The organism is Legionella maceachernii, from assembly GCF_900167045.1.
GTDB classification, from domain to species: Bacteria; Pseudomonadota; Gammaproteobacteria; order Legionellales; family Legionellaceae; genus Tatlockia; species Tatlockia maceachernii.
This window is the reverse complement of the sequence record NZ_FUXJ01000005.1, coordinates 181,616-202,965: the sequence shown is the minus strand read 5'-3', so window position 1 is coordinate 202,965 and position 21,350 is coordinate 181,616. Positions and strand designations below refer to the sequence as shown.

Sequence of the window (21,350 nt, the reverse complement as noted above, 5' to 3'; positions counted from 1 at the left end):
AATTATGGCGAAAAAACTTTTTATTAAAACAAATGGCTGCCAAATGAATGAATACGATTCATCTAAAATGGCTGAAGTATTACTGCAATCACACGGTTTAGAAAAAACAGATAAAGTCGAAGAAGCTGACGTTATTCTTTTAAACACCTGTTCCATTCGTGAAAAAGCACAGGAAAAAGTGTTTTCACAGCTGGGCCAATGGCGCGAATTTAAAAAGGCCAACCCCAATGTGGTTATTGGGGTGGGTGGCTGTGTCGCCAGTCAAGAAGGAGCGGACATTATAAAACGTGCACCTTTTGTAGACCTTGTTTTCGGTCCACAAACATTGCATCGTTTACCTGCGTTGCTCAATGAGCGTTTAAGCACCCAAAAACCGGTGGTGGATATTAGCTTCCCAGAAATTGAAAAATTTGACCATCTACCCGCGCCCCGAGCCGAAGGACCAGTTGCTTTTGTGTCCATTATGGAAGGCTGTAGCAAATATTGCAGCTATTGTGTCGTTCCTTACACGCGTGGTGAAGAAATCAGTCGCCCTTTTGATGACGTCTTAGCAGAATGTTACCAACTAGCCGCCCAAGGTGTACGTGAAATCAATCTTCTAGGACAAAATGTTAACGACTACAGAGGCGCCATGGATAATGGTGAAATTGCTGATTTAGCATTGTTAATTCACTACCTTGCAGCGATAGACAATATCGGGCGTATTCGATTTACCACCTCACATCCGCTTGCCTTCTCTGATAATTTAATTAACGCTTACGCTGAAGTGCCCAAACTGGCAAATCATCTTCATTTACCCGTACAAAGCGGATCAGATAAGATTCTTTCAATGATGAAGCGCGGCTATACTGCAATGGAATTTAAGTCAAAAATCCGCAAATTGCGCAAGGTGCGTCCTGATATTCGTCTATCTACTGATATCATCGTTGGATTTCCAGGAGAAACCGATCAAGATTTCCAAGATACCATGGATTTAGTTCATGAAATGGGTTTCGATACCTCTTTTAGTTTTATCTATAGCCCACGTCCTGGTACGCCTGCGGCTAATTTGCCTGATGAAACATCCATGGAAGTTAAAAAGCAGCGATTGCAAATTTTGCAAAATCGATTGCTTTTACAAGCCTCTCATTATAGTCAAGCAATGGTGGGAAGTACTCAACGAATTCTTGTTACAGGCAACTCTAAGAAGGATCCGCAACAATTATCAGGTCGAACTGAATGTAATCGGGTCGTTAATTTTGATGGTCCTAACCACTTAATAGGCCAATTTGTCGAGGTTCACATCAATGAAGCGTTGCCCAATTCTTTACGTGGTAGATTAACGGAGGATAGGTTCATTCCCGCTTGATATGACTGAGACTATTACTAAACAACTGATTATCCCTCGCGAATACCATGGTCAAAGACTCGATGTAGTGCTTGCACAATTGTTTCCTGATTATTCGCGTTCGCAATTGAGTTCGTGGCTAAAAGAAGGTTTCATTACTTTAAATGACGCAAAAGCCAAACCCAAGGACAAAGTGATTGGTGGTGAACACATTGAAATAGCAGTTGCTTTAACTGGAATTGAATCTAAGGACTCTTATCTTCCTGAAAATATCCCCTTAAGTGTGGTTTATGATGATGAACATATTGTGATTATTGATAAACCTGCTGGAATAGTGGTTCATCCAGGGGCTGGTAATCGCGAACACACTTTGATGAATGCCCTACTACATCACTTTCCTGCTTTACACCATTTACCAAGGGCGGGGATCATCCATCGATTAGATAAAGAAACAACCGGTTTGTTAATTATCGCCAAAACGTTGGCTGCTCACACTCATCTTATTCGCCAAATGCAAGCACGCGAGATAAAACGCAATTATTTGACTCTCGTCCAGGGGCATCTCATTTCAGGGGGAGAAATCCATACTTTTTACGGCAGACATCCTCGAAACCGTTTAAAAATGGCGGTATGCAACGAGGGAAAAGAAGCGATAACGCTGTACTCCATTCGCAAGCACTATCATGATTTTACCCTGCTTGATGTTCAACTAATGACAGGTCGTACTCATCAGATACGCGTTCATATGGCTTATATTAATCATCCAGTAGTGGGCGATCCACTGTATGGAGGAAGAATGCGGTTTCCTTCGCAAGCAACTAATGAATTGAGAGAACGGTTTAATCATTTTCACAGGCAAGCCTTACACGCTTGTCAATTATCATTTACCCATCCGGAAACTGGAGAATTATTGACATTTACTGTTGATTTGCCGGATGATTTTCAACAACTTATATATGCTTTGGATGAACATCTTGCCTAATTTATACGCCAATTGGCCCGCGCCCGACAATGTGTGCGCCTTAACGACAGTGCGAACTCCGGGGTTTAGTCCACCACCCTATGATTCGAATAATCTAGGTCTTCATGTGGGCGATAATGAAGCCGCTGTTTATGCCAATCGCAAACAACTTACTGTTTCCCTAGAACGCCCAAAAGAACCTGAGTGGTTAGAGCAAATCCATTCTAACCTTTGTGTTGTTGTGGAAGAAGAGTCAAATCGCACAGCAGATGCTGCGGTTACTCGCTCCACAGATTACACGTTAGCAATCATGACTGCTGATTGCTTACCCATTATGCTATGCAATAAGCAAGGGACAGAAATCGCTGCCATTCACTCAGGATGGCGGGGATTAGTCAATGGTGTCATTGAGAATACGCTTAAGAAAATGCACAGCACTCCTGAGCAACTCATAGCCTGGGTTGGTCCAGCGATTTGTCAATCCTGCTATGAAGTTGGCGGCGAAGTATTAGAGGCTTATCAAAACCGCTATTCCTTTGCTTCCGACGCATTTCAGCGTAAAGGAGAAAAATGGCTTGCTAATTTGCCGCAGTTAGCAGAGTGGGTTCTCAACTCTTTAGGCGTTTTAGCTGTTTATCAATCAAAAATTTGCACTTTTGAACAAAAAAAAGACTTCTATTCCTACCGCCGAGAGGCACAAACGGGTAGAATGGCAACTCTCATTTGGCTTAAGTGAATCAATCGGGATAACTAATATGGCTTTTAAAATTCATAGACTCATCAAAACACTAGTACTGTGCGTATTGCCCTTCGCTGCTTCAGCAGTACCTATGGAAAATGCAGCAGTTACACCAACGCTTGCACCTGTTCTTAAAAATGCAATGCCAGCTATTGTGAATGTTGCTGTCCAAGGGGTAATACCCGCTACCACTGCAAGCGCGGATGATGAAGAAGCGGATGCTCAAGATCAAGCCCCGCAACAATCACCGCAATACGTTCCTGAAAAACCTCGAAAGTTCCAAAGTATAGGTTCAGGAGTGATTGTAGACCCACAAAACGGAGTAATCATTACCAATGATCATGTGATTCGCAATGCTACACTCATCACAGTGACTCTACACGATGGCCGCCGTTTAAAGGCTAAACTGATTGGTGGCGACAGCGAAACAGACATTGCCGTGTTAAAAATTGACGCAAAAAATCTCAAAAGCCTGCCCATTGGCGATTCTGACAAAGCGGAAGTAGGTGATTTTGTCGTCGCAATTGGCAACCCGTTCGGACTCAATAGCTTTGGTAATAGTCAAACAGCTACTTTTGGAATTATCAGTGCAACAAAACGCAGTGATTTGAATATTGAAGGAGTTGAAAATTTCATTCAGACAGATGCTGCAATTAATCCAGGAAATTCCGGAGGTGCTTTAGTGAATGCCGCTGGCGAATTAATTGGTATAAATACAGCCATTCTTTCCCCTTATGGAGGAAATGTCGGTATTGGTTTTGCAATTCCTATTAACATGGCAAAAGATGTTGCTCAGCAACTGATCAAATACGGCTCTATTCACCGAGGTCTAATGGGTATTTTTGTGCAGCACCTTACCCCAGAATTAGCGCAAGCAATGGGCTATTCAGAAGACCTTAAAGGAGCGCTCGTTTCACAGGTTAATCAAGATTCACCGGCAGAAAAAGCGGGATTAAGACCAGGTGATATCATTACGCAAATTAATGACACCAAAATAACTGAAGCTGCCCAGGTTAAAACCACCATTGGACTTTTACGTGTTGGTAGTGAAGCGAAAATTATTTTACAACGCGATAACAAAGAAATCGCGCTAAAAGCGTTTGTCACCGACGTTAAGAAGCATGAGCAAAAACTTCAAGCGAGCAACCCATTCCTCTATGGCCTTGCGCTTAAGAATTTTGAACAAGACTCACCTCTTCACGGTCATGTCACCGGAATTCAAGTGGTTGGTGCTTCTGAAAACAGTGCTGGATGGCGAGCTGGATTACGGCCAGGTGATATTATTATTGCAGCTAATAAACAACCTACAATTAACGTTAAAGACTTACAATCTGTCGCAATGCAACAAAAGCAACAATTGTTAGTCCAAGTATTACGTGGTCCAGGAGCACTCTTTTTATTGATTGTTTAAATGCGTTAATCCAAAAGGACAGATACCTTTTGGGTTCAGCCTTGAAGCAATGATAAAAACAATTAATCCCGCGGCTTCGCGGGATTTTTCTCTTTTCTACCCCCTGTAGATTGAACCTTGACCCAACAAAAAAGCAGAGCCCTCTGTTAGGGCCAGGGCTCAACTACTTTTGACTGCAGCTCTCTAATTGATTTGCTTTCTTCCTCTCTCAGTTTTTCCGCGAAAATAATCATCACGTTAGATAAAAAAATATTAACTTTTTAGTATTGACATGAATGTGATTAAACGCCAAAATCACCACCTCTTGTGGCTACGTAGCTCAGCCGGTTAGAGCGCGGCACTCATAATGCTGAGGTCGGTGGTTCGAGTCCACCCGTAGCCACCATTAACACTTGGGTCTATTCTGGAGACATAGGTAACACTTTTGACCCAACAGGCTCTAGAGCAGATTCTTTTTCAAATTAATAATAATTTGTCCGTAAAAATAGCTCGCCTTATCGATAGGTGTTGGCTGCAGGAGCTATCTCAATTTCTGGCCAAATATCACCACGGCATTTCTCAAGAATTCGATCAAATTCTCCTTTAACTAATCTTCGAGTATCTGAATAATATTTGTGAATTTGTCTTTCGCCAGAGGCGATTATTTTAGCTAATTTGGTTATGTCATTCCCTTTGCCCTTCTCGTCCAATTTATGCAGCTTATAACCAAGTTCAATGGCCAAATCATTTTTAAATGGAGTGAAAAAAGGAGGTATGTGAATTGGTATCACTGCAGACAGTACTTTTTTAACACCTTCCCAAAATCGATTACGCTCAGTGTAACCAGCAAATCGTCTTGCCATCTTTTGAGCAATACTTATTTCTCCAAATCCTGGGGCATTTAATTGATTTATCGCTGAGGTGAGTTGCTTAATGGTGAGTATTTTATCAGAATAAAAATATAACCTAGGCGCCATGTGATTATGGATAAAAATAGTCGTATCTTTTTCTTGCATTTGTTGCAAGGTTTTAGGTATTTTTTTTACAATCGCTTTTGCCTCTCTAAGTTTTTGTAGATAGCCTAACTGTGAATCCATTTTAATGGACTCAAGTTGTTGACGAATATCCTGCAAATAGTTTTTTTGGCTATAGTGAAGCTCTCTATTTCTATTGTTCCTGCAATGCAACTCAATAAGTTCACCAACCTGCTCGATGTATTCGTTAGGTCCAATAGCTAATTTTTTTAACTGCTTTGCCATATAGCTTGTCGGTTTGGACTCATTCAAATATGCAGCGGCTGCGCGAACTGCCCTTTGCATCATTTCCATCGCAAGTTCTGGCGAGTTACACGTTTTAGCTTTTTCTAAAGTGTCGTTCAATACCCTTCTTGCTGCTCTAATTTCCAAGCTGTCTTCTTTACTATGATGGAAGGTATAATTGATGATAGAAAGTATTGAATGTTGCAAGAAACTATAATCATCATTCACTAAGGGGTTATCAAGTGGGGGATGAAAATAAGGTGCTGCTTTACCTGGCGGAGGTAATTTATCCCCTTCAATCCCGCATACTTTGCACAATCTGCTATAGAAAAAAGGAAATTCTTTCGATAACTTCTCAAGCTGTTCTTTTACCTCAAGTGTTGTGAATTGCTTATTGTTCTCATCCAAAAACCAATCATATAAAGCGGGGTAACGACTCATAAACAGTTCGCCATGTTCTTGATTGACAAACAACTCTTTACTCTGGGTGTAATACCGATGATCGGTTAAGATGGCTCGTGTATTGATGAGGGACCATCCCCCTACAGCATAATTTCCCCAATGCGCTAACATGCCCTCATACTCTTTAAATCGCTGTTCCGAATTTAATACTTGCGCTTTTTTTTCTTCGTAATGAGTCCAAGTGTGCATGATTTTGTAATTGGGTATTTCAGCATCCTCAGGCAGGCTCCCTGTTTCTTTTGTGAAACGGAAAAAATCATCATGCAACAGTCTGGGGACATGATTTGTTTTTTCATCAGGAGTGAGGTACATGGCTTTTCCATGCCAGCCCGGATAGACTTTGATTGCTACTTTTGTCTTTTCAGGATTACTAATAACATACCGATTCCTATCTTGTGGATTAAACCCAGGTTTGTATTCATGTAACATTATCACTGATTCAAATTTCCTAACATTTCGTGGGACGGTATAAGAGCTTGGATCATCGGCGCGGCCTGGGCCTGGGACATGATCAACTAAAAACATATTGACTTTCACGTTTGGGTACATGCTGTCTAATAAGTTAGCCAACCGCATGCAAGCATCCGCACCACGACTATAACCATGCAAATTAATGGTTTCAGGCATAACTCCGTCGTTTTTCCTTATGAGGTTTTCTAAATAAAGAATGGATTCAAACAATAATTCATCCATTCCATCACCCCCCAAACAACCCTGTAAGCGTTGCATAAGATCCCTAATGCCTCGCGTTATGTTCTCGTTGGCTGGAATTTTTTTATCTTCTTCAGGATCATAAATATACCGTCCTGGCGTAGGATGAGTATCGGCTAAACTCTCAGGATGAGAGCCCACACCATCGAATAATCGAGATACGGTATGCTTAGATGTCGCATTATAAAAATTCGTTAAAGCATCTTCATAAGAGCTTCGGTGACATGCAGTACCTAAAAAGAAAAAACTGACTACTTTATCGGCCATGTTTCAGTGCTTAATTAACACCTATTTAATTAATAATAATACGACATGATTATTATGTGCACATTACGCACCTATTTAATGAGGTAATGAAGTCGACTACTATCGATTGGCGATTAGCCCAAATGGGGAGATACTTCCTTGCTTCTGGATACCCTCAGCGAAAACACCTAATTTCTTATCAAGGCATGAGATTCTAAAGCTTGTTTAGCCTAAGCCAAACCTATTCTGGAACTGATTTTTGGAGTCATTATTAGACTTTTTGTTTAGAAAATAATATTTTTTGTCAGTGATTTGCTTAAAACGCTAGGGTATCTTTCGAAATTTAGTTATGATGTTGTCATCCATGGAAGTTCCGATATAAGGACTATACCAAGTATCTTGATATAAAAAACCCGTTATAATCATTCAGTGGGTAAGCTTAATCGGTGAATAATTAATGGTTGTTTAATGCGAAAATTTGCGTTTTTTCTACTAACATTTTTATTTATAGCAAATACATATGCTACTGATGTCACTCTAAAAACAGTTACTGTGAGTGGCAAACCAGCTTATATGCTCTATGTCGGTACCTTTTCGCAGGAAAATAATGCCTTACAATTAAAGGTTAAGCTATCCTCATCCATTAAAGAGCCTATCACTATTGATCATCCAGCTAATCAAAACAATTATTTTGTCAGTATTGGCCCCTTTAATAACTATAAAGCCGCTATTGATCTACAGAAAAAATTAGTTACAGAGGCCTCAAATAAATCCGCTGCACAAAAACCAAAAGTCGAACCCGCAGCAAGCCCCTCAATCCAAATCCCAGCTCAAACTCAGCCGCAAATCCAAACGCAGCCGCAAACCCCAAAAGAGGAAGCGACAAACAACGTTGCCAAAGAAAAGACAATCGAGAAAGAAAATAAATTGTGGAACTTAAAAGCAGCAGACATACGAGCAGTCATTAGCGAAGTTTCCAGAGTCACTGGCAAAAATTTTGTCATTGACCCTCGCGTTCAAGGGAAAATTTCCATTACCTCAAGCACTCCTATGTCTGATAAAGAGCTCTACCAAGTCTTTTTATCCATGCTGCAAGTCTCTGGCTATGCTGCTGTACCAAGTGGTGATGTCATTAAAATTATTCCAAATATCGATGCGAAAACCATCTCTCCTGTTCCACTGCAAACGGGAAATCCACCGCAGGGCGATGAAATGATGGTGGCGGTTGTCCCTGTTCACTACGTCCCTTCCGAACAGCTTGTTCCCGTGCTACGTCCATTGATGCCTCAATGGAGTAGTGTTTCTGCTTATGGGCCATCCAATATGCTTATCTTGTCGGGTCGCGCAAGTAATATTAAGCAGATTGTAAGAATCGTCAAACAAGTGGATGCACCATCTGTGAATGGGCTGGACATGGTACATCTCAAGCATGCTTTAGCGATGGACGTGGCTAACACGCTAAAGGATTTAATGAAAGCTCAATCCGGAGTTGGAGCAAATCATATCCAAACCATGATTGCAGTAGATGACCGTAGTAATGCCATTATATTAAGTGGAAGTCGGACAGAACGACTTAAATTACGCTTGCTAATAAACCGTCTCGATCGTGCGAATTTAAATGGTTATGAAAGTAACACACAAGTCGTTTACTTGAATTACCTGCGAGCTGAGGATTTAGTGCCTATTTTAGCAGGAATCGCTCAAGCCAATTTTAGTGGCAATGTAGGCACTACTATTGGTACGATCACCCGACCTGAATTGGATAGCACCAATCCCGCGTCAAGCTTGGTTTCATCTGGCAGTGGAGGCAACTACAATAATACTTCTCCTTCAAGCTCTTCTCAAACTGCTGCGACCAGCGCAAATGCCTCAGCTGCAGCCCCTAACACGAGCGGGGCAAGCACACAAAATGAAGGCTCTACTAAACCGACAGTACAAATTATTGCTGAACCCAATACAAATTCAATCATCATTAATGCGCCAGCAAGTGTCATTCGGATTTTAAGATCGGTTATTAACCAACTGGATATACGCCCGGCACAGTTGCTCATCGAAGCATTGGTTGCAGAAGTTAATGAAAACGACGTCAAGAGCCTAGGGATAGAATGGGGATCAAACCAGCAAACAGGAAAAGCAAGCGATTTTAGACCTGGCTTTGCTATCGTCAATGGCAAAACATCAATTGATGATTTTCAAGCAGAAATTTTTGCATTGGCGCAGCAACGCAAAGCGAACATTTTATCGACGCCTTCAGTGGTGGTACTGGATAATAGACAAGCAAAAATTCTTATTGGTAAGCAAGTCTCTGTGGCTTCAACCACTTATCCAAACAATGCCGGAGGTACAACCACGGCAAGCCCTTATGTCACTTTTGATCGCGTCAACGTCGCTCTTCACCTCTACGTCAGACCCCAAATTACTCGTGGTCGAGGCATTCAACTGCAAATTGATCAAGGGAACGACACGCTTGACCCTGCGTCCTCTCCGAACAGTACAACACCTACTTTTGATATTAGTAGCATTGTCACTTCTGTTCATATAGAAAGTGGCGACATCGTGGTGCTCGGTGGTCTAATTCAAAACAGTTTGGGTAATGACAACAATAAAATTCCTATTCTAGGTGATATTCCCGGTATGGGTCGCGTTTTCCAGCACAATATAAATAATCATGAAAAACGGGTGTTAATGGTCTTTATACGTCCTATAATATTAAGAAATGAGCGAGATGCTGTAGAAATTACCAACGGTAAGTACAACGATATTCGCCAGTATGAGCTGAAATGGTTACGAGAACAAGCTTACAATGCTGAAAACAAAGAGATGATTTTACCCCCATTGAGTCAGGCAAAGTTACCAAAACCTTTCAGTCATCATGCTAAACCTAAACCACCGATACCTATGACAAAGTAATGCGTATGGAAAACCAAGATAAATTAAAGCGTCTTCCTTATACTTTTGCTAAAACTCAAGGGGTCATCGCTGTACCTGATACTGAGGGGTTAGCGGTTTATCATCTCCCTAATCCTTCTTTACCTGTTTTAGCCGAGGTCAAGCGGCTGTTACAGGATAAATTAACGTTTAAAGAAGTGAATGAAACTGAATTCCAACAACACTTGGCTCAACTTTATCAATCACAATCGTCTGTCCTTGATGCAGCAGAAGGCATGGAAGAAGACATGGATCTCTCCCTGCTTGCTGATCAACTGCCCATTAGCGAAGATTTGCTTGATAACCAAGATGATGCACCGATTATTCGCTTACTTAATGCTTTATTCACTCAGGCAATTAAGCAAAAGGCCTCTGATATTCATATTGAAACCTATGAAAATCGCGTCTTGGTCCGTAATCGTATTGATGGGGTCTTGCATGAAGTTTTAGAAATCCAGCGCGCTATTGCACCACTAGTGATATCCCGTGTAAAAGTCATGGCCAAATTGGATATCGCTGAAAAACGCGTTCCTCAAGATGGGCGTATTGCGCTACGGATTGGTGGCCATAATATTGATGTGCGTGTCTCAACCCTCCCATCGAATCATGGTGAACGCATTGTATTAAGGATTTTAGATAAGCAAGCAGCCCAATTGGATTTGAGTCTTTTAGGCATGCCTAAAACCACCCTGAAATCGATACGGAAGATGATTGCTCAACCCCATGGAATTATTTTAGTGACTGGACCAACAGGTTCAGGTAAAACGACTTCATTATATGCCATGCTGACCGAGCTGAACCAAGTCTCCCGCAATATCCTCACTATTGAAGATCCCATCGAATATGATTTGCCTGGCATCGGACAAACACAAGTGAACACGAAGGTGCAAATGACTTTTGCGAAAGGTCTTCGTGCCATTTTACGCCAAGATCCCGATGTGGTGATGATCGGTGAAATACGTGATTTAGAAACCGCTGAAATTGCGGTTCAGGCCAGTCTTACTGGCCACTTGGTTCTGTCGACTTTGCATACCAACAGTGCTTTGGGCGCCCTCACACGACTTCATGATATGGGGGTTGAATCTTTTCTATTGTCATCCAGTATCGTGGGATTAATTGCTCAACGTTTAGTAAGGAAGCTCTGTAATCATTGTAAAATTCCCCATGAATTACGTGAAGATGAGCGCGAGCTAATGGGAATCGGTCCTGAAACAAACATCTCCAATGTGCGCGAACCTAAGGGCTGTGATCAGTGTAATCACTTAGGTTACCGAGGCCGCACAGGCATCTATGAGCTAATCCCCATTGATGAAACCTTAAGAGGCATGATTCACCGTAATGAAAGCTTACAGACCATAGACAATTATCTTCGTCCAACTCATCCCACCATACGTCAAGATGGATTTAAACGTGTGCTCGCAGGCGATACTTCTCTAGCTGAAATTCTGCGCGTAACCAGCCAACACTGATGCATTTACTCTGCATTTGCAACTAACAAGGCTTTTATATCCTAACACCTTTCTAGCCTACCCAAAATTCGCTTTATTGAAAAGAAAATTTTAGGCATAATAGGCAAAAATAAGTCATTTTGAATTCAGAATTATAAAATACATTATTTTTCAATCAATTAATTAACCATCCCATATAGGCTTTTTATGACCACATTAGCAAAAATACAATCTAAGCTGCATAAAAATTATAAAGACTACTTAAAAGATAATGACTTAAGTTTTTTAGAAAGTAATATTGCTCTCTTTCAACAGGTGGATAAAACAGGATTAAGGAAAGAACTTCGTCGAGCGCCTAATGATGTTCTAGCCCATTATACTCAGACACTTTTTATCGTGGCTGAGGGCTTTGTTACTTGCGCCTACGAGAAGAGAACCGAGCTTAAAGAGGACGCTATTTTCAAGTATTTGCAGCAAGCGAAAGAATGCTATGACTTAATCAGCCATCATATTAGACAAATTCCACCATTCAGCTTGGATGAAACACTGGGTGCTCACTTAACTCAATCTGAATTTTTCAAACATAAAATAAAATTTCAAATCGCACAGGCAGAATTATTTCTTCTCAAACAACAGATTCCTGAGCGGGGAATACCGGCAAGATCCCTTCAATCCATAAAACAAAAATGCGAAGACTTTAAATATCAATTGCAGCACCAGTATAGAGATCATAAATACCAAGCGTTATTTCAAATCGATGCACTTATAGATGCAATTAATTTTGATTTAGAAGAAATCAAGGAACTAACGAATAAGTCAACACCTCTCACGGCAAGGAAACCTTCTGACCAAACACCTATTCGACAAACGACCACTCGACAAACGCCTAATGCGGAAAAAACTGGAGCTCCGAAAAAAAGAAAAAGACACCTAGAAGTACTCGAAGCTACCCCAATGGAAACGAATAGCGACTCTTTGCCTCGTTCTCAACACCATAACAAAAATAAAGCAACAGTTTCTCTTAGAGAAAAAGAAACCTTAACTGCGGTTCTGGATAAAGAAGAAGAGGATGAAGAAATTAAGCCAGTTCGACGACAATTATCGCAAAAAGAAAAAGAGGCGGTCACAGGGATGTCCACCCTATTCCAAGTTTTAGAGGAAAAATTTATTAAAGGGCAAAATACAGAAGACTTAGAAAAAGGAATTTTAAGCGAAATCACGATTCCAGAAATGCCGAAAGGAATAGTAAGAACTGATTTATGGCAACCTCAGATTGCCTCTTCTATTGGAATATCTCCTTTGGGACAAACGGTGAATAGCCCCTATTCTATTTTTTCTCAATCTCCTTCATTTAACCCAGGATCCTCTGATTTAGCAACACTACCCGTTCCTGCAACTCCAATTACAAATTCTACTTACCCATTTTGGACAGCTCCTCTTAATCCTGTCCAAGACAGTAGGGAATGTTTTCGAGTGTTATCTGCCTGGGAAAACGCCTATTTTAGTACCCTTACTTTTCACCATGATGAAAATATCGCTGCAAAAGATAAGAAATCGCTTACTCTGGAAAAATTAGGGCAAATCCTGCTAATTGCCGCAAATAAGCTGCAGAGAGACAGCGAGGTTTTCGCGTCAAAAGACGTAAACCCAGCACTTCGACTTGCAATTCTATTGTTAATCAAGTCTGCTGAAACTTATCATGATAGGTTAGTAAAACCAACCGAAATTTCTGTGAATGCTTTATGGCAAGATAAGTTTAATCTAGCCATGGGCAAATTATCGCAACGCTACAGGCCCCTGTTAGAGGGATTTCTTGATGCGAAAGGCGAAGATTACGCCTTATACTTCCTCATGCAAAAATTCCGTCCGCAAGGACCTCTGATTAATATTCATGGGGTTTCAATCGAAGGAACAGTGCAATTAGTTTTCGAAGCTTTGTCTAAAAACCTTCCCGCAAAAGACTATGAAGAAGTGAAAAAAGAGTTCGTTTCTGCTTTTAAGCAGGCAACTAGTCGGATTGCCCCTGTAACAGAAATAACCACAGAAATATCTGAGGAAAGAACTTACCAAGCAAGAAACTAATTACTTGTTGCATTCAGAACAATTAAACAGCAGGAGCTCCATAATCCTGCTGTTCTCTGTATTCTTCACTTTGATAAAGTTGTAATAATTCTGACAATTCGGATTTATCCAATACTGCCTTGGCTTTAGGATCTTCGAGTAATTTTTCAATTTGGTGCAGAGGATATAATTTATTATTGAGTGAATTGAACAATTGTACGGCTCGCTCGACAGGCTCTAAAGACTCATCAATCATTGTTCGAGCATGGTGATAAACTGCTTTAGCAATTTGGTATTTTTCCAAGTGGTGCCCTAAGCTGCTTCCCATTAATTTAAAAAAAGCTTGAGAGGATTTCATTGCTATCTCGACTAGAAAATCGGGGTTAGCATACAAATGTAATCTTAATTTTGTTCTAAATTCCATTTCTGCTTTTAAACTGATCAGCGCTTTGACCTGAGCTACACCATCGAGATTGTTAAAATCCTTACCAATTCGGGAAGTAAGCCAGGGAATGAGGTCGGTGTTGGTGTCTTTTGGCGTTGCAGGTGGGTGGAAGAAAGGGTAGCGGTTAGTCTGTTTCGACGAACTCCAATTTATTGCCTCCCCTTCTCTTTGTGCAATGACTTCGATATTTTGCCTTACTTTATAAGAGTCGACGGAGTATTTTTCAATGACTGGGAACGCATTTCTGAGAGCAGTAATTAAGGCTTTTAATGAATTAGAAGATGGTTTTTCTTGATAATGATCCAGAGCTCTTCTCAGTTTATTCACCAAAGGGTCAATATAGCCACCCGTATTTTTTGCTTGCAACTCAAACATATATGCCAGAGAGGCTTCTAATTCGCCGAGTGGGTCCATCATTGGCTCCTTTCTGGATCACTTGCCTTATTATTTTAACCTTAGTTCAATTTCTGATTTTTACAACTAAAAATATGCATAAATTGTGCTCAATTTGTAATATTGTTTTTTTATCAAACTGTTAATATTTAAAAAATTTGAACAAAAAGAATAAATTATTGTTTGTTTGTATTATTTATCTCGAATTGTGTATAATTCATTCTTTTGTGTGAATTGGCATGCACCTGAACTTAAAGAGGAAAGTTACATGCGCTATTGGTTTTTGATCCTTACCCTTTTAACCTCCCTTGTCTATGCCAATCATTTTACTGGAAAGGACGATATCCGATTTCTAAGACAATCCATTACATTAGGTGAGATCAATTTCCCGGTTACTAGTAAAAACGCTATAGCGAAGGAACATTTTTGGTTGGGCACCGCTTTTTTACATGCGTTTATGTATGATCATGCTTTAACTCAATTTAAACAGGCGCAACAACTCGATCCCGGCTTTGCAATGAGTTATTGGGGAGAGGCAATGGCTTATAAGCACCCTATTTGGAATTCAGAAAATCGACAGGCAGCCCAAGATGCCCTGAAGCGCTATGCTTTAAATAAAACTAACTATCCAATTACTGAAAAAGAACAAGCCTACCTAAGAGCGGCACAACAATTATTCAGCGATGCCAATTTATATGAAAGAGACAATGCTTATAGACTTGCTATGAAAAACTTACTTCAGCAATACCCAAACGATGTGGATGTTGCTGCATTTTATGCGTTATCTTTACTAGGTATTGCTTCCGATTTTCCACAACATCAGGAAAGTGAAACTTATATTGAGGAGGGAAGAAAACTTATCACCCAAGTATTTACAAAATACCCTACTCACCCAGGCATCGTTCACTATTTTTTGCATTATCACGATAATCCTAATCTTGATATAGCCAAAAAAGGACTTCCTGCTGCGAAAATTGCTTTGAACCGCATGAGTTCTTCCTCTCATGTCACTCATATGGCTGCGCATATTTATCGTCGTTTAAAGCAATGGAATAATTACATTTTAGCTAATCAAATTTCAATAAACGCCTCTGAAAAGTTATGTAAGCTCTTTGACAAATATCCGCTATACGCTTGCGATGCAGACAATAAATACCATGCTTTGGAATGGCTGCATGAAGGTTATCTTAAAAAAGGACGCTACAATGAAGCCCATCACTTAGTTAAGCAAATGGCTGAAATCACCGAAAAAGATTCTGGGCTAGACTACAAAGAGTGGTACTATCGCATGTGGGCACGCCAAATTCTTACCACCAAAGACTGGAAGAGCCCTGCCATTAAAATTTTACCTATTAGCAAGCCAGATGCGGATCTTTACTGGTCTGCCTATTCTGAATGTGGCGCCTTACAGGCAGCAAGTTTTCTCGCTATTCATCAAGGAAAACCAATCCAAGCACTATTAAATCGACTTGATACCTTAATTCGCTACACCAGCGGACTAGAAGATCCTTATATTATGCAGACTTGCCAAATCGCTAAGCTTGAAATCCAAACGGAGGCAGCAAAACAAAAAGGGAATCTTGAAACGGCGAAAAATTATCTTAAACAAGCACTTGTGGAACAAAAAAAGCAAATTTCCACAGAGCTGACCCCTTCTTTGTCTTTTTTACCCGCAGGGCTTTATTATCACTTTTATTGGATTTAATTTTTGCTCGATATTTTATTAAGCTAACTATTTGTAAGATTTAACCAAAAGCTTTTACACAAGGAGCAACTTCTAAATTAATTTTGCCTGATGGTTTGCAAGATCAGTATAATCCCTGGTTTTATTTATTACTGGCGTCCTCCCTATGTTCACTAACCAACTTTTAAGCCATGGATTTACCCGAGAGCAGATCATCGAATTGTCTATTCATTTTTCATTCGAAAAAGGGCAAGCCTTACAATACCTATTAGAACCGATAACGGACAAGAATCAGCAACCTGTATTAGATTCCACTGGCACACCCGTAAATTCTTTATCTGTACTTATCCGTGACGGCTTTACTCCAGAGCAATTACTGAAAATACTCAAATGTGAAAATGAAATTAACAATATTGACATTCTGCTCGAGTTAATAATGCCTGCTTTAGACCAAAATCAACAACGCTTGTTTGATTATGCGGGTAATCCTATCACTCCACTTTCTGAACTTCTGAGTGTTAGAGTTTCTCGTGACCAAATCGTCTCTGTGCTGAGTCATTATCGTGGTTCTGAAAGTCTCAGAGCCCTACAACAGTTACTACAACCGATACAGGATGCAAACGGCTCTTTCACAACTCCATTTTTTATATTAACTCAGATGGGGTTTACTCCTGCCGGAATTATTGCTGTTTTAAACCATGATCAGGGCTATAGAAATCTAAAAGCCTTATTAAAACTTTTCAATCCACTTCCAAGCGTGACGGGCTCTACGACACTATTTGATTGCCTAACTGGAGTAGGATTTACTCTTAATCAGATCATTTCTGTGTTAAGTCATGATGGGGGTTATAAAAAATTACGTGCTCTACAACGATTGGCAAGCCCCCCATTAGAAACTGATGAGCAGCCCTCTTTTCCTGCTATTCCTTCCCCTTTTACAAACTCCCTTTCTCGTCTTATTCAAGCTGGGTTTACATTAAGCCAGCTCATTTTCGTATTCAATCGTAATTCAGAATTGGTTAACTTAATGAATATATCGGCTATTTTTGATTTTGTTAATCGTCGATCGCGTATTGTTGCTCTTTTTGAGGTAGCTAAAGCTCCCGATAGAACTATTCATACAGAGCTGTTAAAAACCATTTTAAAAATTCCAGAATATCGCGAGCATTTAGCGCAACAACCAGATACTGCATTTCAAAATTTATGCATCACTATTAAATCATTGCGTATCGAGCAGCTCAGCGAAGTAAAAATTTTTTCTGTCGCTGATTTAGATCAGTTATGTCAGCCATTAAGCAGTCACCAATATGGAGGGGGCGCAAGCAATAGCAGGTATCGGCTTTTTCCCGCAGTCAATTTAACCCCTACTGCGTCATCTGAACTGCTCATGACCGCTAGCATGCCATTCTAAGCATGCTAGTTTTTTAATTTCGTCTGCGCCAGGTTGTTCCTGTGGGACCGTCTTCCAGTTCGATGCCTTGCTGTATTAGGCTATTTCTAATTTCATCCGCTTTTGCCCAATCACGATTGGCTCTAGCTAAGAGCCGTTCCTCAATTAACTGTTCTATTTGAGTCTTTGCTTCGTCCTCAAGCCCTGCTTGGAGAAATTCCTCAGGAGGTGTCATTAGCAAGCCCAAAACGGAGGCCGCCTTTTTAAGAGTTGAAGCCAGTAATACTGAATTGGTTTTGTTAATTTCGTGACTTAATTGAAATAAAATAGATAACGCAACCGGGGTATTAAAGTCGTCATTCATAGCGTCGTTGAATTGTTCAAACCAATCCGCCGCTAACTCAGCATTTTCTTCCATGTTACCAAAATCTTTAATGGATTGATAAAGACGAGTTAATGCCTTGTTCGCATTTTGCAAATTTTCTTCTGAATAATTCAGAGGACTACGATAATGGCTACTCAACAGAAAATAGCGTACCACTTCTGGATGATGTTGCTTGAGCACGTCTTCAATTGTGTAAAAATTGCCAAGCGATTTTGCCATTTTTTCATTGTTAACCTGCAACATACCCACGTGCAACCAATAATTTGCAAAAGTTCGCCCACTGGCTGCTTCGCTTTGAGCGATTTCATTTTCATGGTGAGGAAACTGCAAATCCAATCCACCACCGTGAATATCAAATTGCTCCCCAAGTTCATGCATCGCCATTGCCGAACATTCGATATGCCAACCCGGTCGTCCATCCCCCCATGGTGACGGCCAGCTGGGTTCATCCGGTTTTGCTTTTTTCCACAAAACGAAATCAAGCGGAGAACGTTTTTCTTTGACCACCTCAATACGCGCTCCCGCCATTAAACCATCCAAGTCTTTATGAGAGAGCTTGCCGTAATCAGCGAACTGTTCAACCTGGTAGCACACATCCCCATTATCGCTAATGTAGGCATAGCCGTTGTCAATTAATCGCTTAATTAATTGGATAATTGAATCAATATGATTGGTTGCTCGCGGTTCTATATCTGGAGGTAAAATATTTAATGCCTGAGCATCCTCATGCATGGCTTTAATATACTGGGCAGTTAATTCATCAATGCGCATACTACGTTCATTCGCACGAACGATGATTTTGTCATCAATATCCGTGATATTACGGACATAGTTCACTTCATACCCTTGAGCACGCAGAAAGCGCACAATAACATCAAAACACACCATGGAGCGCGCATGCCCTAGATGGCAGCGGTCGTAAACAGTTACACCGCAAACGTACATACCCACTTTACCTGGCTTAAGTGGTTTAAATGGCTCTTTTGTTCGTGTTAATGAATTGTATAGGTTTAACATGCCTGCCCCTTAACTGATTTTGCCCCAGGTGTCTTTAAGATCAACCACCCGATGAAATGCCTTCACTTCGCCTTTCTCGACTTGATTAACGGCATAATAGCCAAGTCGCTCAAACTGAAAAACGTCATGTAGAGGTTGGTTTAAAAGCGAGGGTTCGCAAAATCCATGGCGGACGGCTAATGAGTTTGGATTTAAAAACTTGAGAAAATCTTTCTCACGTCCTGGATTGGCATCATTAAACAAACGATCATATTGATAGATAGTTACGGGAAAAGCATGTTCACAAGATACCCAGTGAATTACTCCCTTTACCTTCCGATCGGTGGGATTTCTTCCTAGTGTATCTTCATCATAGCTGCAGCGAAGCTCTATCACCTTCCCTTGTGTATCTCGAATAACCTCGTTACAACGGATCACATAGCCGTATCTTAAACGCACCTCCGTACCGGGTGAGAGGCGAAAATAATTTTTAGGAGGATTTTCCATAAAATCGCTTTGATCAATATAAATTTCCCGGCTAAACGGAATAGTACGATTGCCCACAGTAGGATCCTGTGGATGGAATGAGGCTGTTAAGTGTTCTACTTTATCTTGGGGGTAATTTTCAATAACCACTTTTAAGGGATCAAGAACACACATTGCTCGTCTTGCTGTTTTATTCAGCTCAGCGCGAACACACTCCTCAAGCACGGACATGTCAATAACGGAATCACTACGTGAGACGCCAATGATTTCACAGAATTGCCTAATGGCAGCCGGTGGATATCCTCTTTTGCGCATACCTCGCAAGGTAGGCAATCGTGGATCATCCCAACCCTCAACAATCTCTTCCTCAACAAGCTGTCTTAATTTCCGCTTAGAAGTGACAGTATGAGACAAATTGAGACGAGCAAATTCAGTTTGAATGGGTTTGGCGGGAACGTCTAAATTGTCAATAAACCAATCATATAATGGTCGATGGTCTTGGAATTCTAAAGTACAAAGGGAGTGCGTTATTTTTTCGAGCGCATCAGAGAGCGGATGCGCGTAGTCATACATCGGATAAATACACCACGCATCTCCAGTACGCTGATGATGCACATGACGAATACGATAAAGCACAGGATCACGCATGTTCACATTGCCTGACTGCATATCGATACGTGCACGCAACACATGTGCGCCATCAGCAAATTCGCCCGCTTTCATTCGCGCAAATAAATCGAGATTTTCCTCTATAGAGCGATTCCGATAGGGGCTTTCGCGGCCAGGCTCTTGCAAGGTCCCTCGATAAGCTCGGATTTCTTCCATGCTTAAACTATCGACATAGGCCTTACCTTGCTTGATCAAATCCACAGCATAATCATACAGTTCTTGGTAGTAGTCTGAAGAATGGGTCATCGCACACCACTCAAAACCCAGCCAACGTACATCCTCGATGATGGCATTGACGTATTCTTCTTCCTCTTTGATTGGGTTAGTATCGTCAAATCGCAAATAGCAACGGCCATCAAATTCTTCAGCCACACCAAAATTCAAACAAATTGACTTAGCATGACCCACGTGTAAATAACCATTGGGTTCAGGTGGAAATCGGGTGATGATCTCTTGATGCTTGCCAGTTGCTAATTCGTCAGCAATCAATTGTCGTATAAAATTTGCTCTTTTCTCGTTCGTCTTTTCACTGCTTTCTGTCATAATTTTTTCCGTTACTTATCCATCGCCAATCGCATATCGTGTATTAGAGAGGCTCCTGCAGCGAGTGCGTTCGCCGATGTCGTGTACGCTTCAAAAATGCGACTAATTAGTGCTGCGCCGACAATAACTCCATCCGCAAACTGGGCCACTTCAGCGGCCATTTCCGGTGTTTTAATACCAAAACCAACCATGAGTGGCAATTGGGTTTGCGATTTTCGATGGTGGTACAATTCTTTTACATGCTCCAAATTAAAATCACTTGACCCCGTCACGCCTTTTAATGACACAAAATAGAGGTAACCGCCTCCATATTGGTTAATCATAGCCATTCGCTCATCAGACGTTGTCGGGGAGCATAAATAGATGCTGTGCAAATCATAGGCATGCCAAATAGGCGCAATGGCGTCACTTTCTTCCGGAGGTAAATCCACCAATATTGTTCCATCCACGCCTACTTGCTTAGCACGCTTGGCGAAAGCCTCATAGCCATACTGCTCTATGGGGTTTAAATACCCCATTAAGATGATGGGTGTTTCTTGATCGCGTTCACGAAATTTCTTAACCATCATAAACACATTTTCACAAGACATGTTATAAGCTAAAGCACGCTCCATCGCTGCTTGGATAACCACACCTTCAGCCATTGGATCAGAAAATGGAATCCCTATCTCAAGAATGTCTGCTCCTGCTTTCACGAGCTCATGCATCAGTGAAACAGTCATTTCTGGATGTGGATCACCCGCTGTAAGATAGGGGCTTAGCATCTTTTTACCTCTAGCTTGCAATTGCGCTAAAGTTTTATCAATTCGATTCATAGAATACCCTTC

Annotated in this window: 14 protein-coding genes and 1 tRNA gene; 10 read left to right on the top strand and 5 right to left on the bottom strand. The window is 40.9% G+C overall.

From position 1 onward, the window contains the following. Positions 1–4: 4 nt before the first annotated feature. The 5 genes from miaB (at position 5) to B5D33_RS05415 (ending at position 4,823) form a co-directional block, all read left to right on the top strand. A complete protein-coding gene (miaB, locus tag B5D33_RS05435; RefSeq protein WP_058451550.1) occupies positions 5–1,348 on the top strand; it encodes a tRNA (N6-isopentenyl adenosine(37)-C2)-methylthiotransferase MiaB in 1,344 nt (447 codons plus the stop codon). Between the two features lies 1 nt (position 1,349). Further along, positions 1,350–2,309, top strand: a complete 960-nt coding sequence (gene rluD / locus B5D33_RS05430; RefSeq protein WP_058451551.1) for a 23S rRNA pseudouridine(1911/1915/1917) synthase RluD — start codon at positions 1,350–1,352, stop codon at positions 2,307–2,309. Beyond that, positions 2,302–3,024, top strand: coding sequence for a peptidoglycan editing factor PgeF (gene pgeF, locus B5D33_RS05425; protein ID WP_058451592.1), 723 nt, complete (start codon positions 2,302–2,304; stop codon positions 3,022–3,024). The genes rluD and pgeF overlap by 8 nt, the downstream gene beginning before the upstream one ends. 94 nt (positions 3,025–3,118) lie before the next feature. Further along, complete coding sequence (locus B5D33_RS05420) at positions 3,119–4,438, top strand: Do family serine endopeptidase (RefSeq protein ID WP_411550297.1); 1,320 nt, start codon at positions 3,119–3,121, stop codon at positions 4,436–4,438. Positions 4,439–4,746: 308 nt separating this feature from the next. After that, positions 4,747–4,823, top strand: a tRNA-Met gene (locus B5D33_RS05415). Positions 4,824–4,932: 109 nt separating this feature from the next. On the opposite strand, the gene B5D33_RS05410 is transcribed toward B5D33_RS05415, so the two are convergent. Continuing rightward, on the bottom strand, positions 4,933–7,116 hold the full coding sequence (locus tag B5D33_RS05410; RefSeq protein ID WP_058451553.1) for a DUF5621 domain-containing protein: 2,184 nt from the start codon (positions 7,114–7,116) through the stop codon (positions 4,933–4,935). A 447-nt stretch (positions 7,117–7,563) separates the two neighbouring features. On the opposite strand from B5D33_RS05410, the gene lspD reads away from it, so the two are divergent. From lspD to B5D33_RS05395, 3 genes are all read left to right on the top strand, one after another. Then, entirely contained in the window at positions 7,564–10,005 is a 2,442-nt protein-coding gene (lspD, locus tag B5D33_RS05405) for a GspD family T2SS secretin variant LspD (protein WP_058451554.1), read from the top strand. A gap of 5 nt (positions 10,006–10,010) precedes the next feature. Beyond that, on the top strand, positions 10,011–11,492 hold the full coding sequence (lspE, locus tag B5D33_RS05400) for a GspE family T2SS ATPase variant LspE (RefSeq protein ID WP_058451593.1): 1,482 nt from the start codon (positions 10,011–10,013) through the stop codon (positions 11,490–11,492). Between the two features lie 186 nt (positions 11,493–11,678). Beyond that, positions 11,679–13,553 carry a hypothetical protein gene (locus B5D33_RS05395; protein ID WP_058451555.1) on the top strand — a complete coding sequence of 625 codons (1,875 nt, stop codon included), beginning with the start codon at positions 11,679–11,681 and terminating at the stop codon, positions 13,551–13,553. Between the two features lie 22 nt (positions 13,554–13,575). Here B5D33_RS05395 and B5D33_RS05390 read toward each other — a convergent pair whose 3' ends face one another. After that, positions 13,576–14,394: a hypothetical protein gene (locus B5D33_RS05390; protein ID WP_133140967.1), complete on the bottom strand. Its 819-nt coding sequence runs from the start codon at positions 14,392–14,394 to the stop codon at positions 13,576–13,578. Positions 14,395–14,638: 244 nt separating this feature from the next. Here B5D33_RS05390 and B5D33_RS05385 point away from each other — a divergent pair, with 244 nt between their 5' ends. Next, complete coding sequence (locus B5D33_RS05385) at positions 14,639–16,075, top strand: SNF7 family protein (RefSeq protein ID WP_058451557.1); 1,437 nt, start codon at positions 14,639–14,641, stop codon at positions 16,073–16,075. A gap of 145 nt (positions 16,076–16,220) precedes the next feature. Further along, on the top strand, positions 16,221–17,465 hold the full coding sequence (locus B5D33_RS05380) for a hypothetical protein (RefSeq protein ID WP_058451558.1): 1,245 nt from the start codon (positions 16,221–16,223) through the stop codon (positions 17,463–17,465). A 13-nt stretch (positions 17,466–17,478) separates the two neighbouring features. Here B5D33_RS05380 and cysS read toward each other — a convergent pair whose 3' ends face one another. The 3 genes from cysS to trpA are packed head-to-tail and all read right to left on the bottom strand — an operon-like array spanning position 17,479 to position 21,338. Then, on the bottom strand, positions 17,479–18,846 hold the full coding sequence (gene cysS, locus B5D33_RS05375; protein WP_058451559.1) for a cysteine--tRNA ligase: 1,368 nt from the start codon (positions 18,844–18,846) through the stop codon (positions 17,479–17,481). A 9-nt stretch (positions 18,847–18,855) separates the two neighbouring features. After that, complete coding sequence (locus tag B5D33_RS05370; protein ID WP_058451560.1) at positions 18,856–20,523, bottom strand: glutamine--tRNA ligase/YqeY domain fusion protein; 1,668 nt, start codon at positions 20,521–20,523, stop codon at positions 18,856–18,858. A gap of 11 nt (positions 20,524–20,534) precedes the next feature. Then, positions 20,535–21,338: a tryptophan synthase subunit alpha gene (trpA, locus tag B5D33_RS05365; protein WP_058451561.1), complete on the bottom strand. Its 804-nt coding sequence runs from the start codon at positions 21,336–21,338 to the stop codon at positions 20,535–20,537. Positions 21,339–21,350 lie beyond the last annotated feature (12 nt).